At 69.9% G+C, this 21,955-nt stretch carries 23 protein-coding genes and 1 pseudogene; 12 read left to right on the top strand and 12 right to left on the bottom strand.

Going from position 1 to position 21,955, the window contains the following annotated elements; genetic code table 11:
- Positions 1-53 precede the first annotated feature (53 nt).
- Positions 54-683 carry a hypothetical protein gene (locus ACFWAR_RS19520; RefSeq protein WP_385778722.1) on the top strand — a complete coding sequence of 210 codons (630 nt, stop codon included), beginning with the start codon at positions 54-56 and terminating at the stop codon, positions 681-683.
- 693 nt (positions 684-1,376) lie between these two features.
- Positions 1,377-1,739 carry a hypothetical protein gene (locus ACFWAR_RS19515; protein ID WP_385778720.1) on the top strand — a complete coding sequence of 121 codons (363 nt, stop codon included), beginning with the start codon at positions 1,377-1,379 and terminating at the stop codon, positions 1,737-1,739.
- Between the two features lie 8 nt (positions 1,740-1,747).
- Here ACFWAR_RS19515 and ACFWAR_RS19510 read toward each other — a convergent pair whose 3' ends face one another.
- The gene (locus ACFWAR_RS19510) at positions 1,748-2,551 is read right to left on the bottom strand and encodes a DUF4145 domain-containing protein (protein ID WP_385778718.1); all 804 of its coding nucleotides are present in this window, start codon (positions 2,549-2,551) and stop codon (positions 1,748-1,750) included.
- Positions 2,552-3,060: 509 nt separating this feature from the next.
- Here ACFWAR_RS19510 and tpg point away from each other — a divergent pair.
- The gene (gene tpg, locus ACFWAR_RS19505; RefSeq protein WP_385778716.1) at positions 3,061-3,618 is read left to right on the top strand and encodes a telomere-protecting terminal protein Tpg; all 558 of its coding nucleotides are present in this window, start codon (positions 3,061-3,063) and stop codon (positions 3,616-3,618) included.
- Positions 3,619-3,887: 269 nt separating this feature from the next.
- Here the strand turns inward: tpg and ACFWAR_RS19500 are convergent, their stop codons facing one another.
- The 4 genes from ACFWAR_RS19500 to ACFWAR_RS19485 form a co-directional block, all read right to left on the bottom strand.
- The gene (locus ACFWAR_RS19500) at positions 3,888-4,163 is read right to left on the bottom strand and encodes a hypothetical protein (protein ID WP_385778714.1); all 276 of its coding nucleotides are present in this window, start codon (positions 4,161-4,163) and stop codon (positions 3,888-3,890) included.
- Positions 4,164-4,402: 239 nt separating this feature from the next.
- Positions 4,403-4,804, bottom strand: a complete 402-nt coding sequence (locus tag ACFWAR_RS19495; RefSeq protein WP_385778712.1) for a hypothetical protein — start codon at positions 4,802-4,804, stop codon at positions 4,403-4,405.
- A gap of 197 nt (positions 4,805-5,001) precedes the next feature.
- Positions 5,002-6,693 carry an ISL3 family transposase gene (locus tag ACFWAR_RS19490; RefSeq protein WP_385778710.1) on the bottom strand — a complete coding sequence of 564 codons (1,692 nt, stop codon included), beginning with the start codon at positions 6,691-6,693 and terminating at the stop codon, positions 5,002-5,004.
- Between the two features lie 224 nt (positions 6,694-6,917).
- Positions 6,918-7,097 (bottom strand): hypothetical protein, encoded by a 180-nt coding sequence (locus ACFWAR_RS19485; RefSeq protein WP_385778708.1) that lies wholly within the window; start codon positions 7,095-7,097, stop codon positions 6,918-6,920.
- Positions 7,098-7,117: 20 nt separating this feature from the next.
- Between ACFWAR_RS19485 and ACFWAR_RS19480 the strand changes: the two genes are divergently transcribed.
- Complete coding sequence (locus tag ACFWAR_RS19480; RefSeq protein ID WP_385778706.1) at positions 7,118-8,155, top strand: M4 family metallopeptidase; 1,038 nt, start codon at positions 7,118-7,120, stop codon at positions 8,153-8,155.
- A gap of 258 nt (positions 8,156-8,413) precedes the next feature.
- Here ACFWAR_RS19480 and ACFWAR_RS19475 read toward each other — a convergent pair whose 3' ends face one another.
- Genes ACFWAR_RS19475 through ACFWAR_RS19465 form a run of 3 tightly spaced genes read right to left on the bottom strand, consistent with a single transcriptional unit; the run spans position 8,414 to position 11,925 of the window.
- Positions 8,414-9,760, bottom strand: a complete 1,347-nt coding sequence (locus tag ACFWAR_RS19475; RefSeq protein ID WP_385778704.1) for a cytochrome P450 — start codon at positions 9,758-9,760, stop codon at positions 8,414-8,416.
- The gene (locus ACFWAR_RS19470; protein ID WP_385778702.1) at positions 9,757-10,434 is read right to left on the bottom strand and encodes an HAD family hydrolase; all 678 of its coding nucleotides are present in this window, start codon (positions 10,432-10,434) and stop codon (positions 9,757-9,759) included. The genes ACFWAR_RS19475 and ACFWAR_RS19470 overlap by 4 nt, the downstream gene beginning before the upstream one ends.
- 6 nt (positions 10,435-10,440) lie before the next feature.
- On the bottom strand, positions 10,441-11,925 hold the full coding sequence (locus tag ACFWAR_RS19465; RefSeq protein WP_385778700.1) for a prenyltransferase/squalene oxidase repeat-containing protein: 1,485 nt from the start codon (positions 11,923-11,925) through the stop codon (positions 10,441-10,443).
- Positions 11,926-12,471: 546 nt separating this feature from the next.
- On the opposite strand from ACFWAR_RS19465, the gene ACFWAR_RS19460 reads away from it, so the two are divergent.
- Positions 12,472-12,879, top strand: coding sequence for a VOC family protein (locus ACFWAR_RS19460; RefSeq protein WP_385778698.1), 408 nt, complete (start codon positions 12,472-12,474; stop codon positions 12,877-12,879).
- 166 nt (positions 12,880-13,045) lie between these two features.
- Here the strand turns inward: ACFWAR_RS19460 and ACFWAR_RS19455 are convergent, their stop codons facing one another.
- Positions 13,046-13,690, bottom strand: a complete 645-nt coding sequence (locus ACFWAR_RS19455; protein ID WP_385778696.1) for a helix-turn-helix domain-containing protein — start codon at positions 13,688-13,690, stop codon at positions 13,046-13,048.
- On the opposite strand from ACFWAR_RS19455, the gene ACFWAR_RS19450 reads away from it, so the two are divergent.
- From ACFWAR_RS19450 to ACFWAR_RS19420, 7 genes are all read left to right on the top strand, one after another.
- Positions 13,595-14,104, top strand: coding sequence for a hypothetical protein (locus tag ACFWAR_RS19450; RefSeq protein WP_385778830.1), 510 nt, complete (start codon positions 13,595-13,597; stop codon positions 14,102-14,104). The two genes, ACFWAR_RS19455 and ACFWAR_RS19450, sit on opposite strands and share 96 nt — an antisense overlap.
- A gap of 356 nt (positions 14,105-14,460) precedes the next feature.
- Complete coding sequence (locus tag ACFWAR_RS19445) at positions 14,461-14,931, top strand: hypothetical protein (protein ID WP_385778694.1); 471 nt, start codon at positions 14,461-14,463, stop codon at positions 14,929-14,931.
- A gap of 536 nt (positions 14,932-15,467) precedes the next feature.
- Positions 15,468-15,986 carry a hypothetical protein gene (locus tag ACFWAR_RS19440; protein ID WP_385778692.1) on the top strand — a complete coding sequence of 173 codons (519 nt, stop codon included), beginning with the start codon at positions 15,468-15,470 and terminating at the stop codon, positions 15,984-15,986.
- Positions 15,987-16,247: 261 nt separating this feature from the next.
- Entirely contained in the window at positions 16,248-16,595 is a 348-nt protein-coding gene (locus ACFWAR_RS19435; RefSeq protein ID WP_385778690.1) for a hypothetical protein, read from the top strand.
- Between the two features lie 913 nt (positions 16,596-17,508).
- A complete protein-coding gene (locus ACFWAR_RS19430) occupies positions 17,509-17,982 on the top strand; it encodes a hemerythrin domain-containing protein (protein ID WP_385778688.1) in 474 nt (157 codons plus the stop codon).
- A gap of 198 nt (positions 17,983-18,180) precedes the next feature.
- Entirely contained in the window at positions 18,181-19,461 is a 1,281-nt protein-coding gene (locus ACFWAR_RS19425; RefSeq protein WP_385778686.1) for a glutathione-independent formaldehyde dehydrogenase, read from the top strand.
- Between the two features lie 308 nt (positions 19,462-19,769).
- Positions 19,770-20,015 carry a DUF6296 family protein gene (locus tag ACFWAR_RS19420; RefSeq protein ID WP_385778684.1) on the top strand — a complete coding sequence of 82 codons (246 nt, stop codon included), beginning with the start codon at positions 19,770-19,772 and terminating at the stop codon, positions 20,013-20,015.
- A 255-nt stretch (positions 20,016-20,270) separates the two neighbouring features.
- On the opposite strand, the gene ACFWAR_RS19415 is transcribed toward ACFWAR_RS19420, so the two are convergent.
- The 3 genes and pseudogenes from ACFWAR_RS19415 to ACFWAR_RS19405 form a co-directional block, all read right to left on the bottom strand.
- A complete protein-coding gene (locus ACFWAR_RS19415; RefSeq protein WP_385778682.1) occupies positions 20,271-20,609 on the bottom strand; it encodes an STAS domain-containing protein in 339 nt (112 codons plus the stop codon).
- Between the two features lie 294 nt (positions 20,610-20,903).
- Entirely contained in the window at positions 20,904-21,239 is a 336-nt protein-coding gene (locus ACFWAR_RS19410; protein WP_385778820.1) for an STAS domain-containing protein, read from the bottom strand.
- A gap of 265 nt (positions 21,240-21,504) precedes the next feature.
- Positions 21,505-21,780 (bottom strand): annotated as a pseudogene (locus ACFWAR_RS19405) (ATP-binding protein); the annotation flags it as partial.
- Positions 21,781-21,955: the final 175 nt, after the last annotated feature.

The following is a 21,955-nucleotide window of genomic DNA, read 5'->3' as shown; positions in this document are numbered from 1 at the left end:
AGCCCACAGGATTCCTGTGGGTCGCCCTTCGCATGGGGCGGGAGGCTCGTGTGGTGACCACTACCTACGATGCCCCGGCGGGCCCAGGGGGCGACGGCGACATGGACGACCTCCTGGTCAGTCTGCACGGTCGCGACACCATCGAGTGCGTGAGCACCTACCAGCGGCTCGGCTGGCCCGTCGCGCTCGGCTACCGCCACCGCCCGGGCGCCGGCTGCACTTGCCTGGACATCCCCGCGGCACCGCCCTGCACCACCCCGGGCGCCCACCCCACAGGCGACGCAACCCCGTTGAAGGGCCGCGCTGCGGCCCGCGCGTTCGCAGCGGCCCCCGGAGCGGGGGTAATCGTGTGCTGCACCGGCTTCGACGCCGTGATCCTCGCTCACGCCATCGGCATGAGCGCCATGCTGCGCCTGGACGGGGCCGGGCTGCACGTCCCGTGCCTGACCGCCGCACACGACACCGCGACGCTCCTCGTCCAGGAAGGCACCGGCGCCCTGCTCGCCGAGCACCCCGGGGTGCAGGTGCGCGCGGGCCGCGAGGCGTGGGTGGCCATGCCCCCGTCATACGGCGTGCGGTGGGACACCGCACCGCTCCTCGCACCGCTCCTCCCGGCCGCAGCGGTGCGCCCGCACATCGAGCAGGTCCTCAAGCTCGCCTCGCCTGCCCGCGTCCAGGGCTGACCCGGGGCCGGGCGGACACAACCGGAGTGGATCACCCCCTGGCTGCGGGCCCGCCCTCGCCCGAATCCGAAGCCGCGGTTCGACCGAGCGGAGATTGCCGGCGTCTAGCAGCGCGAGGAAGCGTCGGGCCGCTGCGGGGCACGCTGGTCACGGACATGCAGGTGCTGATGCGGCGGTGCGCGACGGGTGGGCACCGGTGACCCCCCCCGCTACCCGGTCAGGGCCCGGGCGGTGGACGGTGACCGCGGGGCGGTGGGGGAGGTGGTCCAGTTGTACCCCTCGCCCCGGGTGCTGCGGCTCGCGGACCGCACGGGCCGGGAGTGGATCGCGCGCACAGAGATGTGCACCCCGGCGAGGAGAACCGCGCCGACGCCACCCGTGGTGCAGTGCCCCCCGGGCATGATCGGGCTGGATTGCCTGCCTCATGAGCTGCGGGTGGGCGATCACGTGCAGGTAGGCGGTCAGCTCGTGCCGATCGCTGATCTGCGGTGGCGCCACGGGGGTACCCGCACGGTGATCTGCGCCGACGGTTCGGTGTGCGTCGCGGACCGCGCGACGCGGGTTCTCCGGAAGATCGCGCCCCGCTGACCTCGACCGCGAAGGGCCCCACGTCGGACGACGCGGGGGCCCTTCGTTGTGGGCGCCTCGTAAGTGTTGGCTCGTCGGAGCGCCGAGGGCGGCCGCGACCAGATCATGAGCGACTACCGGCATCGCCTTGAGCGTGCCGAGCAGCGGGCAGAGTACGCCGCCGCGCCACGTGATCAGGTCCTCGCGCGCGAGATCGAGATCATCGTCAAGCCCTATCCGGCAAAGGAACTCCCGGACGTCGGCCTGACCGCAGGCGCGGCCGAGGGCTATGCCGTCGCAGTCGACGCGGTGCCGGCCCCGCGAGTCCGGGCGGGAGACGACGACGCGCGCCGCAGGGAAGGGCTCAAGGTCAGCCTGGCAGGCGCAGAACAGAAACTCGGCCAACTGGATGCTCAGCTCTCGCAAGATGGGAAGGCAATCCAACTGGGAATGCCATCGTTCGGCCAGATTGCAGGCCGAGCAACCTAGGGCGCCCCTCAGTTATATCGGGAGATTGGCACACCTTTTCGTGCCGTGATTTCTGCTGCCAATTTTTTCAGATCTTCCTTGCTCGTGTCATAGATCTCCGTGAGAGCGGCATCAAGAATCGCAACCCCGTCAAGGATGTCGGTAATCTTCAGGGCGTCTTCATGGCTACCCACATTTCCAACCCATTTGACGGCAAGGATCATTTTGGATGCATCAGAGTAGGCAGGCTTGGCGGTCGCAAGTCTTTCGATTCTCTGGTGAAGTTTGTAATCGAAAGCCCCCTTCCTCCCGAAGCCCTTCCTGACGATGCCCTGGTCATCCATCAGCGCTTCCACGGCGGATCGAAGACGATTGGCTGCAGAGCTCGGGTCGGCCCAGAGCACGGCTGACGCTGCAGAAACTCGACCCAGGACTTCCTGGGGAACTCCTTGATGGATCTGCAGGAGCGGAAGCGCGGGATAGAAGAACTTGGGATTGAATTCGACCTCCCAGCTGTTCCCGTCCCACATGCCGTCCTCGTCGTGGTCGGCGACGACTCTCATTTCGCCCACGACCCGCACTGCGTCGCAGGAGGTCTTCCCGCAGCGAAGTATGCCGTGGAATCCACCATGCTCCCAGTCGGGCTCCCAGTCATCCCAACTCTCCGACCGCCACCGCTTACTCGTCTCGGATTCCTCGCGGGCGAAGGTATCGCCATCGGGAGTCAAGTTTCCGCGCCAGCAAGTAGGGCAGGGGATGCTCGGCCATTCCCCAATCTCCTCAGGCAATCCGCGGGCGATCGCTCGGAGATCCGCGATGATAAGATTTGACATGGCTGGAAGTCTGTCAGATTCGCTACGAGCCCGACGAGCGGTTTCTCAACTTAGTTCCGAGAATGTGTTCGACCCGACGGACGGCCCTAGACCCGACCTGGGACGATGCGCCTGGCCGCGCCTACGTTGGGGTCGCGATCCGTGACCCGCATCGCTGGCCGCGAGACGGCGGCGGCATCCTGCAGGATCCGGAGAGGGGGCTTCCCGCCCCTGAAGGGCCTACCTGAAGGCGCCCTGGATCCGGCAGTGATGGCCGGAGGACTCCCCACGCCGGTTCTTGGCTCACATGGCGACCGAAGCCGCTCGCGCGTGCTGGGGGTCAAACCACCGCCCTGCAGTACCTCACACCTCCGGCATACCGCGACGATGACCGTTCGTCAGCCCCTACGACAAGACGACTTCAAGGCCAGTGACCGTTCGTCGTGGCAGAGGCCTCGCTACGCGACTGGGTCCGAATGCGTCGGCCGCTATCGTGAGAACTCACCGACACAACGGGGGGGGGCACAGCGGTGGGGATCGTCGGGGACAGCCTGGACCGGGCCGCTGCAGCTCAGGGAACCCGCCCCATCCCCAAGTCCGCCGGAGCCCAGATCCGCTACCTCGTCAAGCAGCACAAAGGCTCGACCAAGGCCGTCGCCGCGCTCCTGAACATTGCGCAGCGGACTGTCGAGCGGTACGTGAAGGACCAGATCAAAACCCCGCGACCCGAACTCGCCGAACGCCTGGCCGCCGAGGTGACCCGCCGCTGGCAGCCCCTGGTCAAGAAGCGCGCCCGCGAACAGGCGGCCAAGCGCACCGGCCTCGTCATCGAGACCCGCGCCCGGTTCGGTTTCACCGCGGCTCCGGGCACGACTGACGACGGGCGGATGCGGCGGATCACCCAGCACGTCCCGCCCGAGTACGCGGGGCGCCTGCTCGCCGCCCAGGAAGCGGGAGCATCGGAGGCCGTGCTCCAGCGGATCGCGGCCGAAGCGCTGCAGGAGGCGTATTTCAAGGACAGCGGCCGCCGCGCGGGCGACCTCGTTGTCGAGTTCACCGACATCGACTACCTCGACGTCGGCTACTGATCCCCGCGCCGGGGTCCCAGGTGCTGCTCATCTCGCCTCACGCGTCACACCCGCCTCAACTTCGTGAAGCAGCGCCTTCCTTCGCGCGCGCTTCTTCTCTCAACGGCGTACAGGGGGGGCGGCCGGGACTGCCCGAGGTGTTGTGCGCAGGGTAGATGGGCTCTGGCCCACATTCGATGAAGCGGTGACGATGAGTGTTCGGGTCGGGCGACGGACGAATGCCGGTGGCCGACGGCAGGAAGTGTCAGTGGTCGGCGACATTAGGTGTGTCAGTAGGGATTGACGTCGTCGGTGTCGATGCCGCGGAGGCTGTACCGGAGGTCATCAGCCAGGACGGTGTCACCGTTGGTGGTGACGGTAAGGAGTCCAGCGTCGATGAGTCCGGCGACGGCGTGAGCCCACGGGCCGTCCTGGTCGGCGGGCACGGAGATGTCGTGCCGGGCCTGGTAGAGGACGGTGGCATCGAGGTCGCTCAGGACGTCGGGCTGGAGGGCCGGCGGTGTGTGCGGTTGGGGTTCCGCCAGGTCGCGGCGTGTGGATCGCATTCATCTGATCGTCGGTGAGGACGTCCAGCCGTGGGTGAGGGTGAAGTGGGCGGGGCGACTCGGCGCAGGGCGTACGGGCCGCCGAGGCCGGGGTCGGCCCACGGCGGCCGCCCGCCGACCGCGACATGCGCGCAGTCGCCCAAGCATCTCGGCGTCGGCCGCTCCACCCTCTACCGCACGCTGGCCGCGTACGACGAACGAAGCCGCCGTCAAGATGCACGCCGACTGACGGACTTCTGCTAACGCACTGTGAAGTTCTCAGGAGCTTCGAGATAGCCGTCCGAGGAGATCGGGACGTCGATGGTCTGGGTGATCGGGCTCCCGATCGGGTAGTCGCCTGGAACAAACGAGAGGAAGCCGTCTGTTTGGCGGAAATCTTCTTCGTCTGTAGGGCTAATGCGAACCAGGCGGAACTCTGCGGCACGCACCATGGAGAAGGCGCGAGCGAGTTCCACGAGTGCGGTGGATGAACTTCCCTGGGTTTGCTCCGCAACGCGCTGAGCTTCGGAGCCGATCGCCCCCAGCAACTTATCGCGGGCGTCAGCGGCGGCAGGCGTCAGCGGCAAGGTGATCTGCAGCTGAACCCGCCTCGCTCCTGCGTCGGGCGAAACCTTGGCGGACTCTGCTTCATTGCTGGTCACAAGCACTCCTTGGAACTCGGCGACAGCATCCCCACCACGCTAGGGCCCTGAGATATCCACCAAGGGCTGGATTGATCAACTGGTATCGAACCAGCCAGTGCCTGGCTGAGGGGCAGCGTTCCCAGAGCGCTCGCCACTGACAAAACCCGTGTCGCCGGGCACTGATAAACCTGCATCGCCCGACAGGTCGCGTGTAGTCACCGGTGGTGGAGTACCCGGATGCGGAGTAGGTCAAGGTTGGCGCGGCCGAACATCTGCCTCTTGAGGAATTTGATCTTGTTGACGGTGCCTTCGACGGGTCCGCTGCTGTGGGGCAACGTGAGTCCGGCGGTGACCGCGGCGAGGTCGCGGCGTAGGCCGCTCGCGAAGTTGGCCAGGTGCGGAAGGGAATCAGTGGCGGTCACGGTGGCGATCCACTCGTCGAGCAGGTGTCCCTCGCGGTTGGTCATCATGGTGGCGAAGCCACGGACGAAGCCGGCTGCAATGTCGAGTTCGGGGCAGCGGACAAGAACCTCCTTCAACCGGATTCGGGCGTTGGCGTCCAAGCGGTCGGGGTGCGACATCATCCAGCCAGTAATGCGCCGAGGTGATGGTGGCAGGGACGGTGGAACGGCTGCTGTGGTGTGCCCTCGAAGCGGCCGTAGATAGCCCTGAACAGTGCGTATGCTGCCAGTCCAACCCCGGGCCGCGAGTTCCTGGTGAAGTTGAACAGCGTTGGTGCAGCCCTCGTTCCAACGGTCGATCAGGTAGGGCTTGAACCTGTCGAGCTTGCCGGCTCGGTGGAGGACAGGGGCAAGCAGTTCGTCCGCGCTGGCGGCGTTGGCGAACCTTTGAACGGTGCGGAAGGCCAGGCCCAGGTCGCGGGAGATCGAGTTCAACGACGCACCGCGAGCCCTCAGCTGCTGTATTCGGGTGTAGCGGGTGCGTGTCCGTTCCACGAAGGACCGCTCGTTGCCGCCGGAATCGAGCGTCTTGGGGCGCTCGGCGGGAGGCTCCGTATCCCCTTGGAATGGAGGATCCTGGTCGGCTTCCGTGGTCTCGTCCAAGCGCGCACGATGGGCGCGGACGGTCTTCTCCAGGGCGTCACCGAGATTGCTCCACAGATGCCAGCGATCCGCGCACTGGATCGCATCCGGCGCTCCTTCGCGGGCGCCGTCGGCGTAGCCGCCGGAACGGTCGCGGCAAATGACCTCGATGCCGGGATGCGCCTTGAGCCACAGCGCGAGGTGAGCAGAGGTCCGTCCGTCGAGTATGTCGACGGGCCGGCGGCTCTCCAGATCGATCAGGACCGTGGCGTAGGAGTTCCCACGGCGTTTGGCAAAGTCGTCGACGCCGAGCAGACGGATCTCGCCGACTTCGGGATCGGGTAACGACCGGAGCATCCGCAGCAATGACGAGCGCCCAGTAGCGACACCGGCCACCGAGGTGAGTCGTGCCCCGGCCCGCCCGGCCAGAGCGATGGCCACGCTGGTCAGTAACTCGCGCAACGCTGTCGTCCGGCGGGCGTACCGGGTCGTCAACCCGGCTACCTGCTCGGCGAAGATCCGCTGTGAGCATGCCGTTTCCCGGCAGAAGAACCGACGGACCACAAGACTGATCGAGACTGGCCGTCCGCCCGCGGCCAAGCCGTCCAGGACGCGGCGGTATCGGCTGTGGACCCGGGCGGAGACCGCCCCGCACGAGGGACAACCCGCCTCTTTGCCAGTGGTCCGCGCGGTCACCATGACGGCGTCGCCCAAGTCGTCGACGTTCTGAATGAGTACGTCCTGCAGATCCGGGACGAACACACGAGCACAGCAGACATCGTTGCCCGCAGGCGGAGCATGCAGCACGAAGAACCCCGAGGCTGTTCTGTGACGATCAAAGATCCGGTCGACCCAGATCGTCACGGAGCGGCGGGGCTCACACCCGGCTGGTTACGCAATCGCGACCATCCGGCTCCTACCTGCTTCCGGCCCCAAGGCAGCTGAAACGCACGATCAGTTACCGCTTCATCGAATGTGGGCCAGAGCCGGTAGATGTCAGTGTGGCGCAGGGTTCTGTCAGCGCACCGGTGGCGAGAGGGGCCGCCGGACGGCGAGGGGCCGGCCGGATGCAGTGTGGTGGGGCGTGTTCAGCATCCCGAGGTGCGGGTCAGCTGACTGGTGTCGGTGACGTCGTGCTCCTGGTCGTCGTCGCTCCGGTCGTCCTGTTCGCTGCGGGCGCCGAATGCCGTGTCGGACCTGCCCTGTCGAGAACCGACAAGCCGTCGGATTTTGGCCATCGCAGTCGCGTCGAGCGACAGGTGCATCACTTTGTGTCAGGTTGCCGGGCATGGAGACCACCGCTACGTTCTGCGCGCTTGTCCCGCCGTACATCCTCGACAAGCTGGCCCAGTCCGATGACCCCGCCGTACGCGAGCCTGCGAAGCGAACCCTCGAACGCGACGCCGTGCTGCGCACCCAGCCTGGGGAATCGTCGCTCCGCGCTGCCGGCACCCTTTCCGGCAGGCCGGACCGGACCATCTTCGACGCCCAGCACAAGGTCACGATGCCCGGTACGAAGGTGCATGCCGAGAGCGATCGGCCTTCCAAGGACAAGGCGGTCAACTACGCACACGCCGGGCTCGGGGCGGCCTACGAGTTCTACCTCAAGGTGTACGGCCGGGAGTCGATCGACGGCGGCGGGCTGCCGCTCGAGGCCACAGTCCACTACGGCGACCAGTACGGCAACGCGTTCTGGAACGGCCAGCAGGTGGTCCTCGGTGACGGGATGGGGGACATCTTCGCCGACTTCACCGTCCCGGTGGACGTCATCGGTCACGCACTGACGCACGGCGTCATGCAGCACTCCTCCGACCTGGAGTACTCGGGGCAGTCCGGCGCGCTCCGGGAGTCGATCTCGGACGTCTTCGGCTCGCTGATCAAGCAGTACGCGCTCGGCCAGACCGCGGACCAGGCTGACTGGCTCATCGGCGCCGGACTGCTCGGCCCGGCCGTCCGCGGCTCCGCGCTGCGCTCCCTCAAGGCCCCGGGCACGGCCTACGACGACCCCCGGATCGGCAAGGACCCCCAGCCGGCCACCAGGGACAACTACGTCCGGACCAGCCGCGACAACGGCGGCGTCCACATCAACTCCGGCATCCCCAACCATGCCTTCTATCAGCTGGCCACCACCCTCGGCGGCCACGCGTGGGAGCGGGCCGGAGAGATCTGGTACGCCACCCTGACCGGCGGCGAGCTTGCCTCTGACGCCGACTTCGCGGAATTCGCCCGGTTGACCTGCGCGACCACCCGAAGGCTGTACGACGAGGGCGATGAGATCCAGGCGCTCCTCAAGGCGTGGTCGACGGTCGGCGTCCCCGCCACGTAGAGAGGGAAACGACGGGGCCGGAGGAGGCGTGGGCGGCGCCGACCAGCACCGCGGGATCGGCGGGGCGTACATCCTGCGCTGGGAGCCACCCGACCACTACCGCGCCGAACCCCGCCTCGACCTGCTGACCGCCCGCCAGCTCGTCGGCAACAGCCGGTACCCCGTGGCCGGAACGGGGCGGCCGACCGCCGAACCGGAGTCGGGAGCAGCGGGGCCCGGTGTCTGGTCGTCGCTGACTGTTGGGGTTGCGGCCTTGGATCAGCGCGTGCGGGCGGTTGCTTTGAGTCGCAGGCCGCGGGGGATCAGGGTGGCGACGAGTTTGGGGCGGACGCGGTCGGTGCCGGGGGGCGGGGTCAGGCGCCAGTGGCTGGCGATGGTGGCCAGGGCGAGCGTGGCTTCGATGAGTCCGAACTGCTCGCCGATGCATTTGCGTGGCCCGGTGCCGAAGGGGATGAAGCCGTGGCGTGGCGGCTGGGCGCGCTCGGGTGTCCAGCGGTCGGCGTCGAAGTGACCGGGGAGGGGGTGGAGGTCGGGGCGCTGGTGGATGAGGTAGGGGCTGTAGACCACGGTGGTGCCCGCGCTGACGGGGTGTCCGCTGATCGCGGTGTCGGTGGTGACCTTGCGGGTGACGATCCAGGCCGGCGGGTAGCGGCGCAGCGTCTCGTCGACCACCTGGCGGGTCAGCTCCAGCTTGGCGAGGTCGGCGTGTTCGGGTCGGCGGCCGTCGAGGACGGTGTCGACTTCCTGGTGGAGGCGTTGTTCGAGGTCGGGGCTCGCGGTGAGGGTGTGCAGCGCCCATGAGAGCGTGCAGCCGACGGTTTCGGCTCCGCCCATCAGGAACGTCACGGCCTGGTCGGAGATCTCGGCGTCGGTCAGCCCGCGGCCATCGTCGTCGCGTGCGGCCAGCAGCATCGACAGCAGGTCGCCGTGGTCGCTGCCGGTGGTGGTGGCGCGGCGTTGGGCGAGGGTGTCGTCGATGGTGCGGCGCAGGCGGGTGCAGGCCTGGAAGTAGCGGCGGGTGCCGGGGGTGGGCAGGCGGTCCAGGAGTGGTGGTGTCAGCATTCTGCGGAAGATGCCGGCCATGATGGTGGCCAGGTCCTGGGCGATCTGGGTGCGTGCGGTGGGGGTGAGGGCGTCGGAGAACAGGGCCGCGGCCACGTTGCGGGCTGCCAGGGCGGTGGTCTCGGCCATCACGTCGAGGATCTGGCCCTCGCGCCACGCGGAGACCTGGGTGGCGGTCTGGGTGGCGATGATCTCGGTGTAGCCGGGCATGCGGTCGGGGTGGAAGGCCGGTTGCACGAGTCGGCGCTGTCGGCGGTGGCGGCTGTGGGGGCAGGTGCCGAGGCCGTCGCCGAGGGATTCGCGGTAGCGGTCGAACATCTGCCCGCCCTTGTCGAAGATCCGGTCGTTGCGCAGTACTTCGTGCATCAGGTGCGGGTCGCACAGGACGACGACGCTGGTCGGGCCGACCCGGACCTGCAGCACGTCACCCTGCTTCGGCAGCGACGCCAGGAATCCCAGCGGATCGCGGATCAGGGGCGGGAGGTGGCCCACCAGTGGTCGTGCTCCCGCGGCGGTGGGGATCGGGTTGCCTGCCGTCGTCATGACCGCTCCTGGTGATCGTCGGGGTTGAGGGGCCGGGCGCCGCCGGCGTGGGTGGCCAGGTGTCCGCCGCCCTCGATGGTGTCCGGACAGGGAGCCGAAGTGTGCCCCAGGTTGCGGACGTCCACGACGTGCATGCCCGCCGCGCGTGCCGCGGCGACCCCCTCGTCGGTGTTCTCGTAGACCAGGCACCGCTCGGCGGGCACGTCCAAGCTGCGGGCGGCGGCCTGGAAGGCGTCGGGGGCCGGCTTGAGGCGGGTGACGTCCTCGCGGGCGACGACGACGGTGACCAGGCCGGAGAGGTGGGCGGCGGCGAGTCCGGCACGCACGATGGCACCGTCGTTGGCCGAGGCGACCGCGACGGGCCCCCTGCGCGCGGCGGCGCGGGCCAGGGCCACCATCCGCGGGATCGGGACCGCCCGGTGGGCGTTGGCCAGCCAGTGGGCACGGGCCGAGCGCACCACGTCGGCGTCGGTGCACTCCAGCCGGGCCTCCAGGTCGGTGCGCAGCCGCCGGCGCAGCGCGGTCAGGTCCGCGAGCGGCGCGGTCCGCATCCAGGCCAGGGGGACGTCGGGGAGTCCGTGCTCGCTGAGCGCGGCGTGCACGGCGGCGACGTTGAGATCGCCGGTGTCGACCAGCGTGCCGTCGAAGTCGAAGATCCGAGCGGCGTAGCGCATCGGGTGTCACCTTCCGAAGTGGGCCAGGCCGCGCAGGACGTAGGCCGGGGCGAGGACGGGGACGTCGACGGGGATGGGGCGGGGCGCGGCGGTGTCGGCGGGGGCGTCGAACCCGCCATCGGGGCGCTGGTGCGCGGCCAGGTAGGCGAGCGCCGACGGCACCGGGCGCGTGCGGTCCAGCAGCGCGAGGGCGGCCAGGGCGTAGCCGGTGCTGACGGGGTCGCTGGCGCTACCGGCGCGGTGCCCCCAGCCGCCGTCGCGGTTGTGGGCACGCTCCAGGTGGCCGGCCGCCCGGTCGAGGGTGAGGTCGATGGCGTCGGCCACGGACGGGGGCAGCGGGACCCGGTCGCGTGCGGTGCGCAGGCCGTGCACGGCACGGAAGATCGCGTTGCCCTCCGCCAGGCTCCACCCGCGTTCGAAGGCACCGTCCGGCTTCTGAGCCGCGGTGAGCCACCGGGCGCCGGCCACGATCCGATCGGCGTTCTCCCCGGGGCACTGGGCGAGGACGGCCAGGGCGCCGCCGGTCATGGCCGGCTCGGATGGGGCGCCCCGGCGGTAGGTGGGCCACCCGCCGTCGGTGTTCTGCAAACCCCGCACGTAGGAGTGCCCGGCCGCCAGCTGCGGTGCGCGGCGGGCCGGATCGTGCTCGTCGAGGAAGACCATCGCGGTGTAGGTGGTGTCCATGTCGGTCTGGGTCGCCTGCGGCGTGTAGGACCAGCCGCCGTCAGCGGCCTGACGCTCCGCCAGCCACGTCGCGGTGCGGGCCAGCGCTTCCCGTCCGGTGCCCGCCTCGGTCAGCGCGGTGGCCACGATCGAGGTCACCCAGGTGTCGAAGGACTCGGCCACGCTGAATCCGCCGTCGGCGCTCTGGGTCGCCACCAGCAGGTCCACCCCGTGCCGCACGGCCGCACGGTGGGCCGGGTAGGGCTGCAGCGCGTGCAGGAACAGCAGGTGGGGCAGGTGATTACCCTCGAAAATCCGTGGCCGACGCACCAGTTCGGCCAGTGCGTCGAGCCGGGCGCTGTCCGCCGCGGTGCCGTCGGTTTGGGCGAGGACGACCTGACAGGCCGCCAGTTCAGCCCGCTTCCAGGTGTGCAGGTCTGCGGTGGCGGGCACGGCGGGTGGCGGGGTGTTGGCCTCGCGCACACCGGCGGCGTGCAGGACCGCCCGCATGAGCAGACGCTTGTGGCCGGCGGTGTGGTGATCGAACCCTGCCAGCGGGTCCTGGCCGCCGGGGACACCGAGCAGCGCCCGGTCGACCGGGGTGAGATCCTTGCGGGTGCCGGAGGCGCGCAGGTAGGAGCGGACGGCGGCCAGGGCGGTGGGATGCCTGGTGTCCTCCTCCAGCAGCCGCCACGTCAGGACGGACTCCAGGACACGGCTGCCGCAGGCCGACCGGGCCCGACCCTGGTGATCGATCCGCGCGTACAGGTGATCGCGAAGCCGCTCGGTCAGCGACCGGGCCATCGTGATGGCCGGGGCGACGGTCATCGCCGCCGCCACGAGCGGCGTCCACCGCGAGGTTCCATGCGACGGACGACCGCATCGGATCCGGGGTTCGGTCCCAGCAGCACCTGGACCCGGCCCACGTACGATGGCGAGACCGGGCCGACCCGCCCGCCCGACGCTCCCCCGGCCTTGCGGCATGCTGCCTTCCTCATGCCGTACATCCTGCTGACCTGCGCCCTCGCCCTGGACGGGAACAGCAGAAATCACCCGGTTCTCCCCCCGGCCCGGTACCCGACCGTGGTATAAGCACGCTGCACGTCCCGGATCGTTGCCGGCGGCTCGCGGGCACGGTGCCCGCAGAACGGGCGCAGCACTCCAGGGACCTGGTGGCGCGCCGGGCTCGCAGCGGAGGCGCTTCCAGGGGATCACCGCGCCCCGGGTCCCGCACCCTGGAGGCGCCATCGGCGACGGCACGCCAAGGCCGCAGGGGCGCGCGTGCGGCGGATGCCCCCCCGCCCGACCGGGGTGGTGGGGGCCGTTCGCCGTGCCGACGTGCAGGGCCGGATATCGGCTGGTCCAATTTCGGGCATGGCAACCAAACTCGGACTGATCAACATCATCGCGGCCGACGTCCCCAAGACGCTGGCGTTCTACCGCCGCCTCGGACTGGACATCCCCGAAGCGGCCGACGCCCAGGACCACGTCGAAGTCCCGATCGCCCCCGGCGTGGTCATCGCCTTCGACACCGAAGGCGTCTACCAGGGATTCGACGCCGACTGGCGCAGCCCGGCCCCCCGCACCCACGAACGGCAGAGCCTGGTCTTCTACAGCGACACCCCCGCCGAAGTCGACGACCTCTACAACGCCCTCCTGGAAGTCGGAGGCACACCCCGACGCCCCCTCCAGGACGCCCCTTGGGGCGAACGCTACGGATCCCTCTTCGACCCCAACGGCCTCGAAGTCACCCTCGTCGCCACCCTCCCCACCACCACCTGAACCCCCCCCCATCAACAGGGCAGGACCTCAGGACCCAACGTGTCCGACGCGGGGTCCTGCCTTGACCACGCTGGACGGGAAACCGGAGTACCCGCGGGCCCCTTCACCAACGAGGCGCTTTACGACCTCCGCGTCGTCGCGAACCCTGTCCGGCGGCAGGAAAGCGTCAGCGGTCAGTCGGTGGCTCCTCAGGCCTCGTGGCGGTGGCTTCGTCGTACGCGGACAGCGTCCGGTACAGGGTGGAGCGCCCGACACCGAGGTGTCGGGCGATCGCGGTGACCGGTTCGCCTGTGTCGCGGCAGCGCAGTGCGACGGCGAGCATGTCGCCGTCGACGGCTGGCGGGCGCCCTCCGTGGTTGACGACGCCACCGTCATCGCGATGCTGCGCTGTACCTGGTGATGGACCCGGTCCGTCATACGGGTCGTGGGCGCTGGACGACGAGGTCCCGATCCCGAAGCGAGATCGCGTGAGCGCAGGCGCGCCACAGGCGACGGCCAACCTCCGCGCGTCGAAGTACCCCTTCAGGGAGGCGGATTTCGCAGATTCGCCACAGCCGCCGCTCAAGGTGCGAGACCGTCTGTCCAGGAGCGGGAATCTCCACTCACGGTGTGGTTCGGGAGGTGCTGGTGGACAACGACGAGAGGTGGAGAGTACGGGAAGTCCCACGAGGGCCGGGTCGGGACGCTGCTGGACGACGGAAGCATCCCCAAGCCGGTGTACATCGACTCCAGCTCCGGCGGCTACGGTTGGGAGGTCAGCCACTGGTCCGTCTACGACGGCGGAGCCTTCCCGAAGCGTCCTCGGGCGCATGCTCTGCAGGGGGAGTGCTCGTGCGGCTGGCGGGGCGAGCCCCGCGCCGTGGACTGGACGACGGCCGGCGATCTCCCGTTGGGCGAATACGGCGCGGAGAGGGCAGGGGAGTGCCAGGACGACTGGGACCGGCACCTCGCAGCGGTCGCGGCCACCACCGTCCCCCTTCCCACCGACCTGGACACACTCCTCCAGGACGTCGCCGCGACGATCGAACGACTCGGCCGGGACACACCGACCGCCGCCCTCAAAGCCGCCCGCTCCCTGGAACTGATCGCCGCGCGCGCCGCGCACGGGGCCGCCCATGACGCTCGTGGGGAGGACCCGGAGAAGGTGGCCGCCGCCCTGGGGCTGAACGTGGGCGACTCCCGCGCGCTGTTGGCCCGCTACGGGGGCTGGAGCCACTACGGCTGATCACCCCTGCCCGCGGGCGCGGGTGATCAGCCGTCCGTGAGCGTGGCGCAGGCCAGAGCGGCGGTTCTCGCCTGCGTTGAGGTTGCGATCAGGGACGAGTTCGTAGACGACGGTCGCGTTGGGGCGCTCCTTGGCGATCCCGAGGCGCGCTTGTGCCTCGCAGCCGGCCGGACTGCCAACGGTGCGGGGCATAGATGCTGACTGGGGCGGCTCCTGTACCCGGATGACGGGGCCGCTACCAAGCATCAGGCCCGGCGCCTGAGCGAAGGGAACCGGGATGACGGGGGTGCGCGCGGGGGCGTGGCTGCGCGGGAGCGGCGTCGTTGGGCCGGTCATGGACGACGAGGGGGTGTGGGGTGTTCGGGGACCCGGTGGGGGAGGGGTTCGGGGAGCCGGTGACCTACTGGGCGTGGGCGGTGACGTACGACGGCGGGTGGTGCGCGAGCGGCACCTGGCAGGTGCGGGGTCTCGCGCGGCTCCGTCTGGAGGAGGAGTTGCTGCCCCGTGTCCTTGGGGATCTGGGCCGCTTCGATCCGGGCCTGCGGGGCCTTGCGCATCGGGGGTGGTCGGCGACGGAGCTGAGCGCGCGGGGGTTCCGGGCGCGGCAGGCGCGGGAGCTGCGCCGGATGGTCGACGCGCCGCCGCCCGGCCCGGTGGTCCCGCCGGCGGCGGTGGTCGGGCTGCTCGTGGGGGTGTGTCTGCTGGTGCTGGCCGCGGTCGCTCCGCCGGGCTCGGCTCTGGGCTGGCTGCTGTCCTCGGTGGGGGTCCTATGCTGGATCGTCGCCGCGGTGGCGTGGGTGTTCGGCGTGTGGCGCCGACGGCAGTGAGACGGGCGACGGCCGAGAGAGCGCGTGGAGGAAGGAAGCGCGTGTGGGCACCGGGGGGTGGGGTGATAGCTGGTCAACCCCCTTGTTGGTCTGGGGACCGCTGTGCGGTCCCTTCTGCGTTGCGGGGACCGTTGTCCCTGGCTGACAGGGCCTGGATGGCCGGGGCGGGGCTGGCCGGTATGGGCCGGCCACGGACAGCGCGATCCTCTCGGCCGGAGGCCTCTTGGCCACCCCCGACGCGGCCGCCCGCGTGCTCACCGGCACCGTCGTCGACCAGGACCTCGGCGCCCCTAGCCCCGGACCTGGCGCCGCACCGGCGAAGTCGTCTGGCATAACGGACGCACCGCGGAGCCCACGCGTTCGCCGCCGCCGCGCCTCGGCGGCAGCTGGGTCCTGGTCCACCGCCTCGGCGGCATCATGCGGTGCGGATGGGTGATGTGGGGGTGGTCGTGGTGGCGGCGCCCAGGTCGCTCGTGTGGGGGTCGCCACCATGGCGTGCGTACAGTCCGCGGAGTGTGAGGGTGTGGTGACGGTTCGTGAGCATGATGATCCGGTACAGGATCGCTGTAGTGGTGGGCGCGGCGGCGCTGTTGGTGGGAGGTCCCGCGTGGGCGCAGCCCCAGCCAGCGCCGCACGCGGCGGTCGCCGCACCCTCCCATTCGGACCTGGAGGCGGTACGGATCGACCCGGATGCCGCCCCTCCCGGCGGTGACACCTCGCTGCATGCGTTCACCGCCAACCTTGGTCCGGAGACGACCAACTCCCCGATGACCATCAGGATCGACCTGCCGCGCGGTACGAAGGCCAAGGAGCCCTTCTTCCCCGAGGACTGCGAGGTGTCCGGGAACGGCCGCCATGTGCGGTGCGAGTTCCCGGCGGGGCTCAGGTCGCAGCGCAGTGCCACCGCCGTCATCCCGATCGAGCTGGACCAGGATCTGGTACCGGGTGCGGTCCTCCAGGGCAGGTTCGCGGTGCACAGCCGGGATGACCGGAACGAGGCCAACAACCGGGTGGAGTTCGCCATCAGGGTCGACGAGGCGGAGCCCGGTCTCTGATCGGTGAAGCTCTAGCGTCTCAGGCTCCCCGCCGACCGCCTGGCCTTCGTGCCGGTGGTCGGCGGGGGTCATCGTGTGGGCGGCCGTCGGCCGCGTTGCTGGCCACGAGCTTCTCCCCGGGGCCGGCGCGGGTGTTGGTGGGTTGCGGGCTCTGTACGGGTGAGGCTGAATCGATTCCGCGCGTGGTGGTGGGTGACCTCGGATCGGGGTGGCCGCAAGGGTGGTGGTCGCACGTTGTAGTCCTTCCGAGGAGGTACCCCTATGCGTCTTCGTCGTGCTTCCGTGGCCGTTCTCGGCGCGTTCACGCTCCTGCTGGCTGTCCCGTCTTCGGCCTCCGCCGCCACGGGCTTGTTCGAGTACTCCTACGTCGGCCTGGACGGGCGGACCCACCACCGAACCCTGCTCGACCCGGACAGCGGCGAGTGCATCACCATCGCCGAGGCGGCCGACCCGAACTCCCAGCAGCCCGCGCACTCCCCGCACAACCGGACCACCGCGACGGCGACGGTCTTCACCGAACCGGACTGCTCGGGTGACTACTTCACGCTGCGCATCCTCACGGGCCGCGGTGGCGAGCGGCTGAAGTTCCGGTCGGTCGTCTTCAGCTGATCCGGCCGCACCCCCCCGGCTCCGATGCGCGCACGCAGGGCCGTAGCCGTCAGCCGGTGGCGGCCACCCGCGGTTACGGTCGTGCGCGCGGGAGGTACAGCAGGCCGGAACACACGACATGTACTGGAGCCCGTCGGCGCCGCGAACCAGCGTCTGCTCATAGCCCGCGCGCGGGGCCTGCGCCATGGCCGACGCGGTTGCCGTGCCGCCACGCTCCTCGATTGCTGAAGCGCGCCGATCAGTGGCGGGGCAAGTACGGCGAAGCCGGTTCGGCTGGGCCGCCGCCGGGCCTTGGCGACCCTGCTGGATCGGCAGATGCTCCTGCAGGGCGAACGGGCGGAGGTCGACTCCAGCCGGGCATAGGGCGGCGAGGCCGCGTTGGAACGCTTGCTGTGCCATGCCCGACCCCCTCGGTCTGCGGTCCGGCGCGGGCGCGGGAAAGGGGTATCTGGTCGGGCTTCACGCCGAGCTCAGCCAGCCGCTCCTGCTGCTCGGCCGATAGCCGAGTCGCCCGCGTCGCGGCGCTTGGGCCCGACTTGCGCACCGTACGCGCCGCCGCGCCCGCCCCTCGGCTTCACCACGCTGGGCTGCTCCCGGCGAGTGAGCGGCGCCGACAGGCTGTCCTCGAGCACGACCACCACGGCGGAAGCGGGCGGCCGACTGGCAGGCAGCGGCGTCAGCGGCAGCGCCTCACCCGCCTCTCGTGCAGTGGCGCGGGCTGGGCTGCTGCGGGCTCCCCCGACCGGCCGCCCCGGTGCCGGGGGCTTGTGCTGGAGACTGGGCGGATGGCGTAGGCAGTCGGCGCGTCCGGTCCATCCCTGGGCTGGTGGCGGGCTGCGCCGCTTCATCCCGGGTAGACGGGGTCGGGGTGCCGCACTCGCGCTGCCTGGCAGGCCAACGCAAGGAGGACCCGGTGGACGCGATCGTTCTGCTCAAGGAAGACCATAAGACGGTCGAGAAGCTGTTCAAGCAGTTTGAGAAGGCCGGCGACGACGCGCACGGGGAGAAGCGGAAGATCGCTGACAAGGTGATCGACGAGCTGACCACGCACACCTGGATCGAGGAGAAGATCTTCTACCCGGCTGCTCGCGAGGCCGCTCCCGCGACCAAGGACCACGTGCTGGAGAGCGTCGAGGAGCACCATGTCGTGCTGTGGATGCTCTCCGAGCTCAAGGGCCTGGACGCGGCCGACGAGCGCTTCGACGCCAAGATGACCGTCCTCATCGAGAACGTCCGTCATCACGTCGAGGAGGAGGAGAAGGAGTGGTTCCCCGAGGTCCGCAAGGCCATGGGCCGCAACCGTCTCACCGAACTCGGCGAAGAGATGGAGCAGGCGAAGAAGAAGGCCCCTGCCGAGCCTCTGGCCGTCCCGAGTGCCAAGAGCTGAGCCTTCAGGCTGTCGGCCGTCTGCAGGGGCAGCCGTCTGGGACGGGTGACATGCCAGGGCGGGGGTAGACGGGACGGGAGAGACGCACGACTCCGCGGAGGCGGACGCCACCTCGTTGTCGATCCGCCTCCGCGCCGCCGCCCAGCAAGGCGCCGCCCCGCCGTGGAACACGGCCGTCGGCCGCCGGTAGGGAAGATCATGAAAGCGGCAGTGTACGAAGGACCGCGAACGGTGAGGGTCAAGGACGTCCCGGACGCGAGGATCGAGCACCCCTGCGACATCCTGGTGAAGATCACCACCACCAACATCTGCGGCTCGGACCTCCACATGTACGAGGGGCGGACCTCCTTCGAAACGGGCCGAACTCTGGGGCATGAGAACCTCGGCCAGGTCGTCGAGGTCGGCAAGGCCGTGAGCAAGGTCCAGGTAGGCGACTGGGTGGTCCTGCCCTTCAACATCGCCTGCGGCTTCTGCAAGCAGTGCGAGCAGGGCCTGACGAACTACTGCCTGACCATGCAGCCCAAGGCGGACATGGCCGGCGCCGCGTACGGCTTCGCCGAGATGGGCCCCTACCAGGGCGGCCAAGCAGAGCTACTGCGCGTCCCGTACGGCGACTTCAACGCCCTGCGCCTGGGCGAGGACGCCGCCGAGCGGCAGCTGGACTACGTGATGCTGGCCGACATCTTCCCCACCGGCTACCACGCCACCGAAATGGCCGGGGTCAAGCCCGGTGACCAGACCATCGTCTACGGCGCCGGCCCGGTCGGCCTCATGGCCGCCTATTCGGCGATCCTCAAGGGCGCCGGCCGGGTCTGGGTCGCCGACCACCAGCCCGACCGGCTCCGTCTCGCCGAAGAGATCGGCGCCATCGCCATCAACACCGCGGACCAGGATCCCGCTGAGGTCGTCAAGGAAGCCACCCTCGGACTGGGCGCGGACAACGGCTGCGAATGCGTCGGCTACCAGGCCCACGACCCCCAAGGCCAGGAAGACGCCACCTTGACCATGAACGGCCTCATCGACACGGTCCGGTTCACCGGCGGTATCGGCGTGGTCGGGGTGTTCCTGCCCGAAGATCCCGGCGGCGCCGAAGCACAAGGCGAGCTCGAAGCCCAGGGCAAGATCCCGCTGGACTTCGGCATGCTCTGGTTCAAGGGCCAGCGCATCGGCACCGGCCAAGCCCCGGTGAAGCGCTACAACCGGGCCCTGCGCGACCTGATCGTCGGCGGCAAAGCCGCACCAGGCTTCCTCGTCTCCCATGAACTCGGCCTCGACGAGGCCCCTTCCGCCTATGAGCACTTCGACAACCGGGACGACGGCTGGACCAAGGTCGTCCTTCACCCCGATACCGCTGGCGACGGTGCGGAGGGCTCCTCCCACCACACCACGGCGGAACTGCGCCGCGAAGCCCGGGCGAAGGGCGTCGAGGGCCGCTCGCACATGAACAAGCGGCAACTGCAAGAGGCTCTTGGCCATTGACCAGCGGCAAGCACCGCGACACCTGCGTCGAGCAAGACCCCGGGGAACATCCTTCGCATGGAACAGGACAGGCGATGAGCAAGACAGCCCCAGGACAAGGAACGGCCACATCCAGTGATCCAGCGGCGGCTCTGCTGCTGCCGCACGAGGGCGCCCCCGCCGACGACCATGGCCGCCCGCCTGGGGCTCCTTCCCGGGTCGGCACGGGGTCGACGGCCCCGCCGAGCGACCCCGAGCGAGTGCGCGAAGCCAATCCGCCGGGAAGCCGCTCCCGCACAAGCGGTCCAGCGACGCTGCCGCGCCCGGCCGTGAACCCTGCCGGGCCAGACGAACCCCATGACCGCTACGAACTGGCCTTCCCGGGCGGTGAGGGCGGCGCGGACCTCGTAGAGGTCTCCCGCACCAGCAGGACCGGGCCGGGAGGCCACCCCGTCTACGAGGACGCAACGGGCATCGTCCAGGCGGAGATCAGCGACCAGGCAGAAGTCCGCATCCTGGCCACCAGCGGCGGCCAAGAAGCGGTCTCCGGCGTGGTCGCGCGCCCACTGGCCTGACGAGCCCCCGCAGAACGCACCGCTCGCGCACACCTGCCGTGAAACCCGCCGCAGAGGAGCCATCAGAGATGAGCCGGGCGTCGCCCTGGGCGGGGAAGGCATGTCCGTAGTCAGGGCTGTCGCCGCCGCCCTGGCCGAGCACCGGGCCTGGGACAGGTTCCCGCCCGCCCTCTGATCTCGGCGAGTACGCCGGGAAACGGGCCCACTGCCACCGTGGCGGCGCTGGGCCCGTTCCCGTACCGCGTGCCGGGCATGTCAGGGCCGGGCTGGCGCAAGGGCGGGGATGAGGGTGAACAGGTGGCGGGTGGCGGTGAGGTCGAACACGTGCTGCGCTTGCTCGGGGGCGCCGGCGAGATCGAGGGTCCATTCCTCCTCGATGGCGCGGGCGCGCAGCGCAAGCAGGACGTGGAGGGCGCAGGTCCCGATGAACGTGACGCGGGCGAGGTCGAGGACCAGGATCCGGTCGGGCAGTACGAGCATGTCCACGACGCGGAGCAGCTGGGGGCAGGTCTCGTAGTCGAGGTCGCCGCACACGCAGACGACGGCCCGCTCCGGCTGCTCGGTGACGCTGACAGCGAAGTCGTTGAGGCCCATGGCGCGGCCCGCGGCCCGCTGCTCTCTGGGATCCCATCACGCCTGCACCCGCCAGGGGTGCGGACGTCACGCGCGCGACCGGTGCCGCGCACAGCCGGGGAAGATCCGCGGGTAGCCACCGGATCGCGGCCACCAGGTAGACGAGGAACTCTCCCGGCCGGGCTGATCGATACGCTGCGCCTACCCCAGCCACAGGACCGCAAGCAGACGCGGGTACGGCGTGCAGAGCAAGCAGGCTCCGGCGCTCCGACCCCCAGACCTCGTTGTGCTGTGCCCCGTCAGGGCGGGCGTGGCTTAGGGGGTGAGGGTGAAGAGGTCTCGGGCGCCGGTGATGTCCAGGAGGCGCACAACCTGGTCAGGGGCACCCCGCAGCTCCAACGCAGCGTGGTCGGCTTCGATGCGGTTGCGGGGGGTGAGGAGGGTGTTGAGGCCGCTGGAGTCCATGAAGGTGACGGCCGACAAGTCCAGAATGAGGGTGCGTTCGTTCAGGGTGAGCGCGTCGGTGGCCGCGGTGACGTCCGGGACGGTGTCCATGTCCAGCGAGCCGGTGATGACCAGGACGGTCCGGGGTCTTTGGACGTGACGGTGTTGATGTTCGGGGTGGGGTTCATGGTCGTCTAATCCGCCCATCGAATCGGAGCCCATTACGGTCGACTCCCGGATTCGGGCGGAGAAGGCCGTCAAGCGCACGGCCAACTCGGGCCGGGCAAAGCCGAGCGAGACCACCCGCACCCTCCACCGGCCACTTCGGCGGCCTCCCGGCGGCGCGGGGTCTCCCACCAGACCAGGCTGGTTGTCCTTCGAGCCTGTCACGCCCGCGCCGCGAAGGCCAGGCCGCCCCCGGCCAAGGACTTCCTCCAAGTGCACGGCCACGAACGGGGCATGCTGCTCGGGCCTACCAGGGGGCGTGGGCGCAGATGGTCTTGCCGCCGTCGGGCGTGGGTTCGGTGTGGGTGTGCGTGGTGAGGCGCTGGACGAGGTGCGGGCCGTAGCCGCCGGTGCCGTCGGTGCGGGGCGTGCGGGGCTGTGCGGGTGTGGGGCTGGTGTCGCTGACGCGGATCTTGATGTGGTCGTCGTGGAGTTCGAGGTGGAGGGTGGCGGGTCCGTCGGTGTGGCGGATCGCGTTGGTGACGAGCTCGGTGACGACCAGGCGGACAGCGTCGGTGTACTCGGGCTGGGCGGGCGGCCGGAGCTGGGTGGCGTGCTGGAGGAAGGTGTCGGTGGCGCCGCGTGTGCTGCCGTGGTGGGCCGGTGGGTGCGGGGCACGGGCCGGTCCAGGACGAGCGTCGGCGGAACCACGAAGTCTCCATCCCTAGATTGGGGCGTACTGGGCGCCTGCCCCCGCT

Origin of the sequence: Streptomyces sp. NPDC059917 (genome assembly GCF_042730635.1) — a bacterium.
Classification (GTDB): Bacteria; Actinomycetota; Actinomycetes; order Streptomycetales; family Streptomycetaceae; genus Streptomyces.
This window is presented reverse-complemented; position numbering and strand designations above follow the sequence as displayed.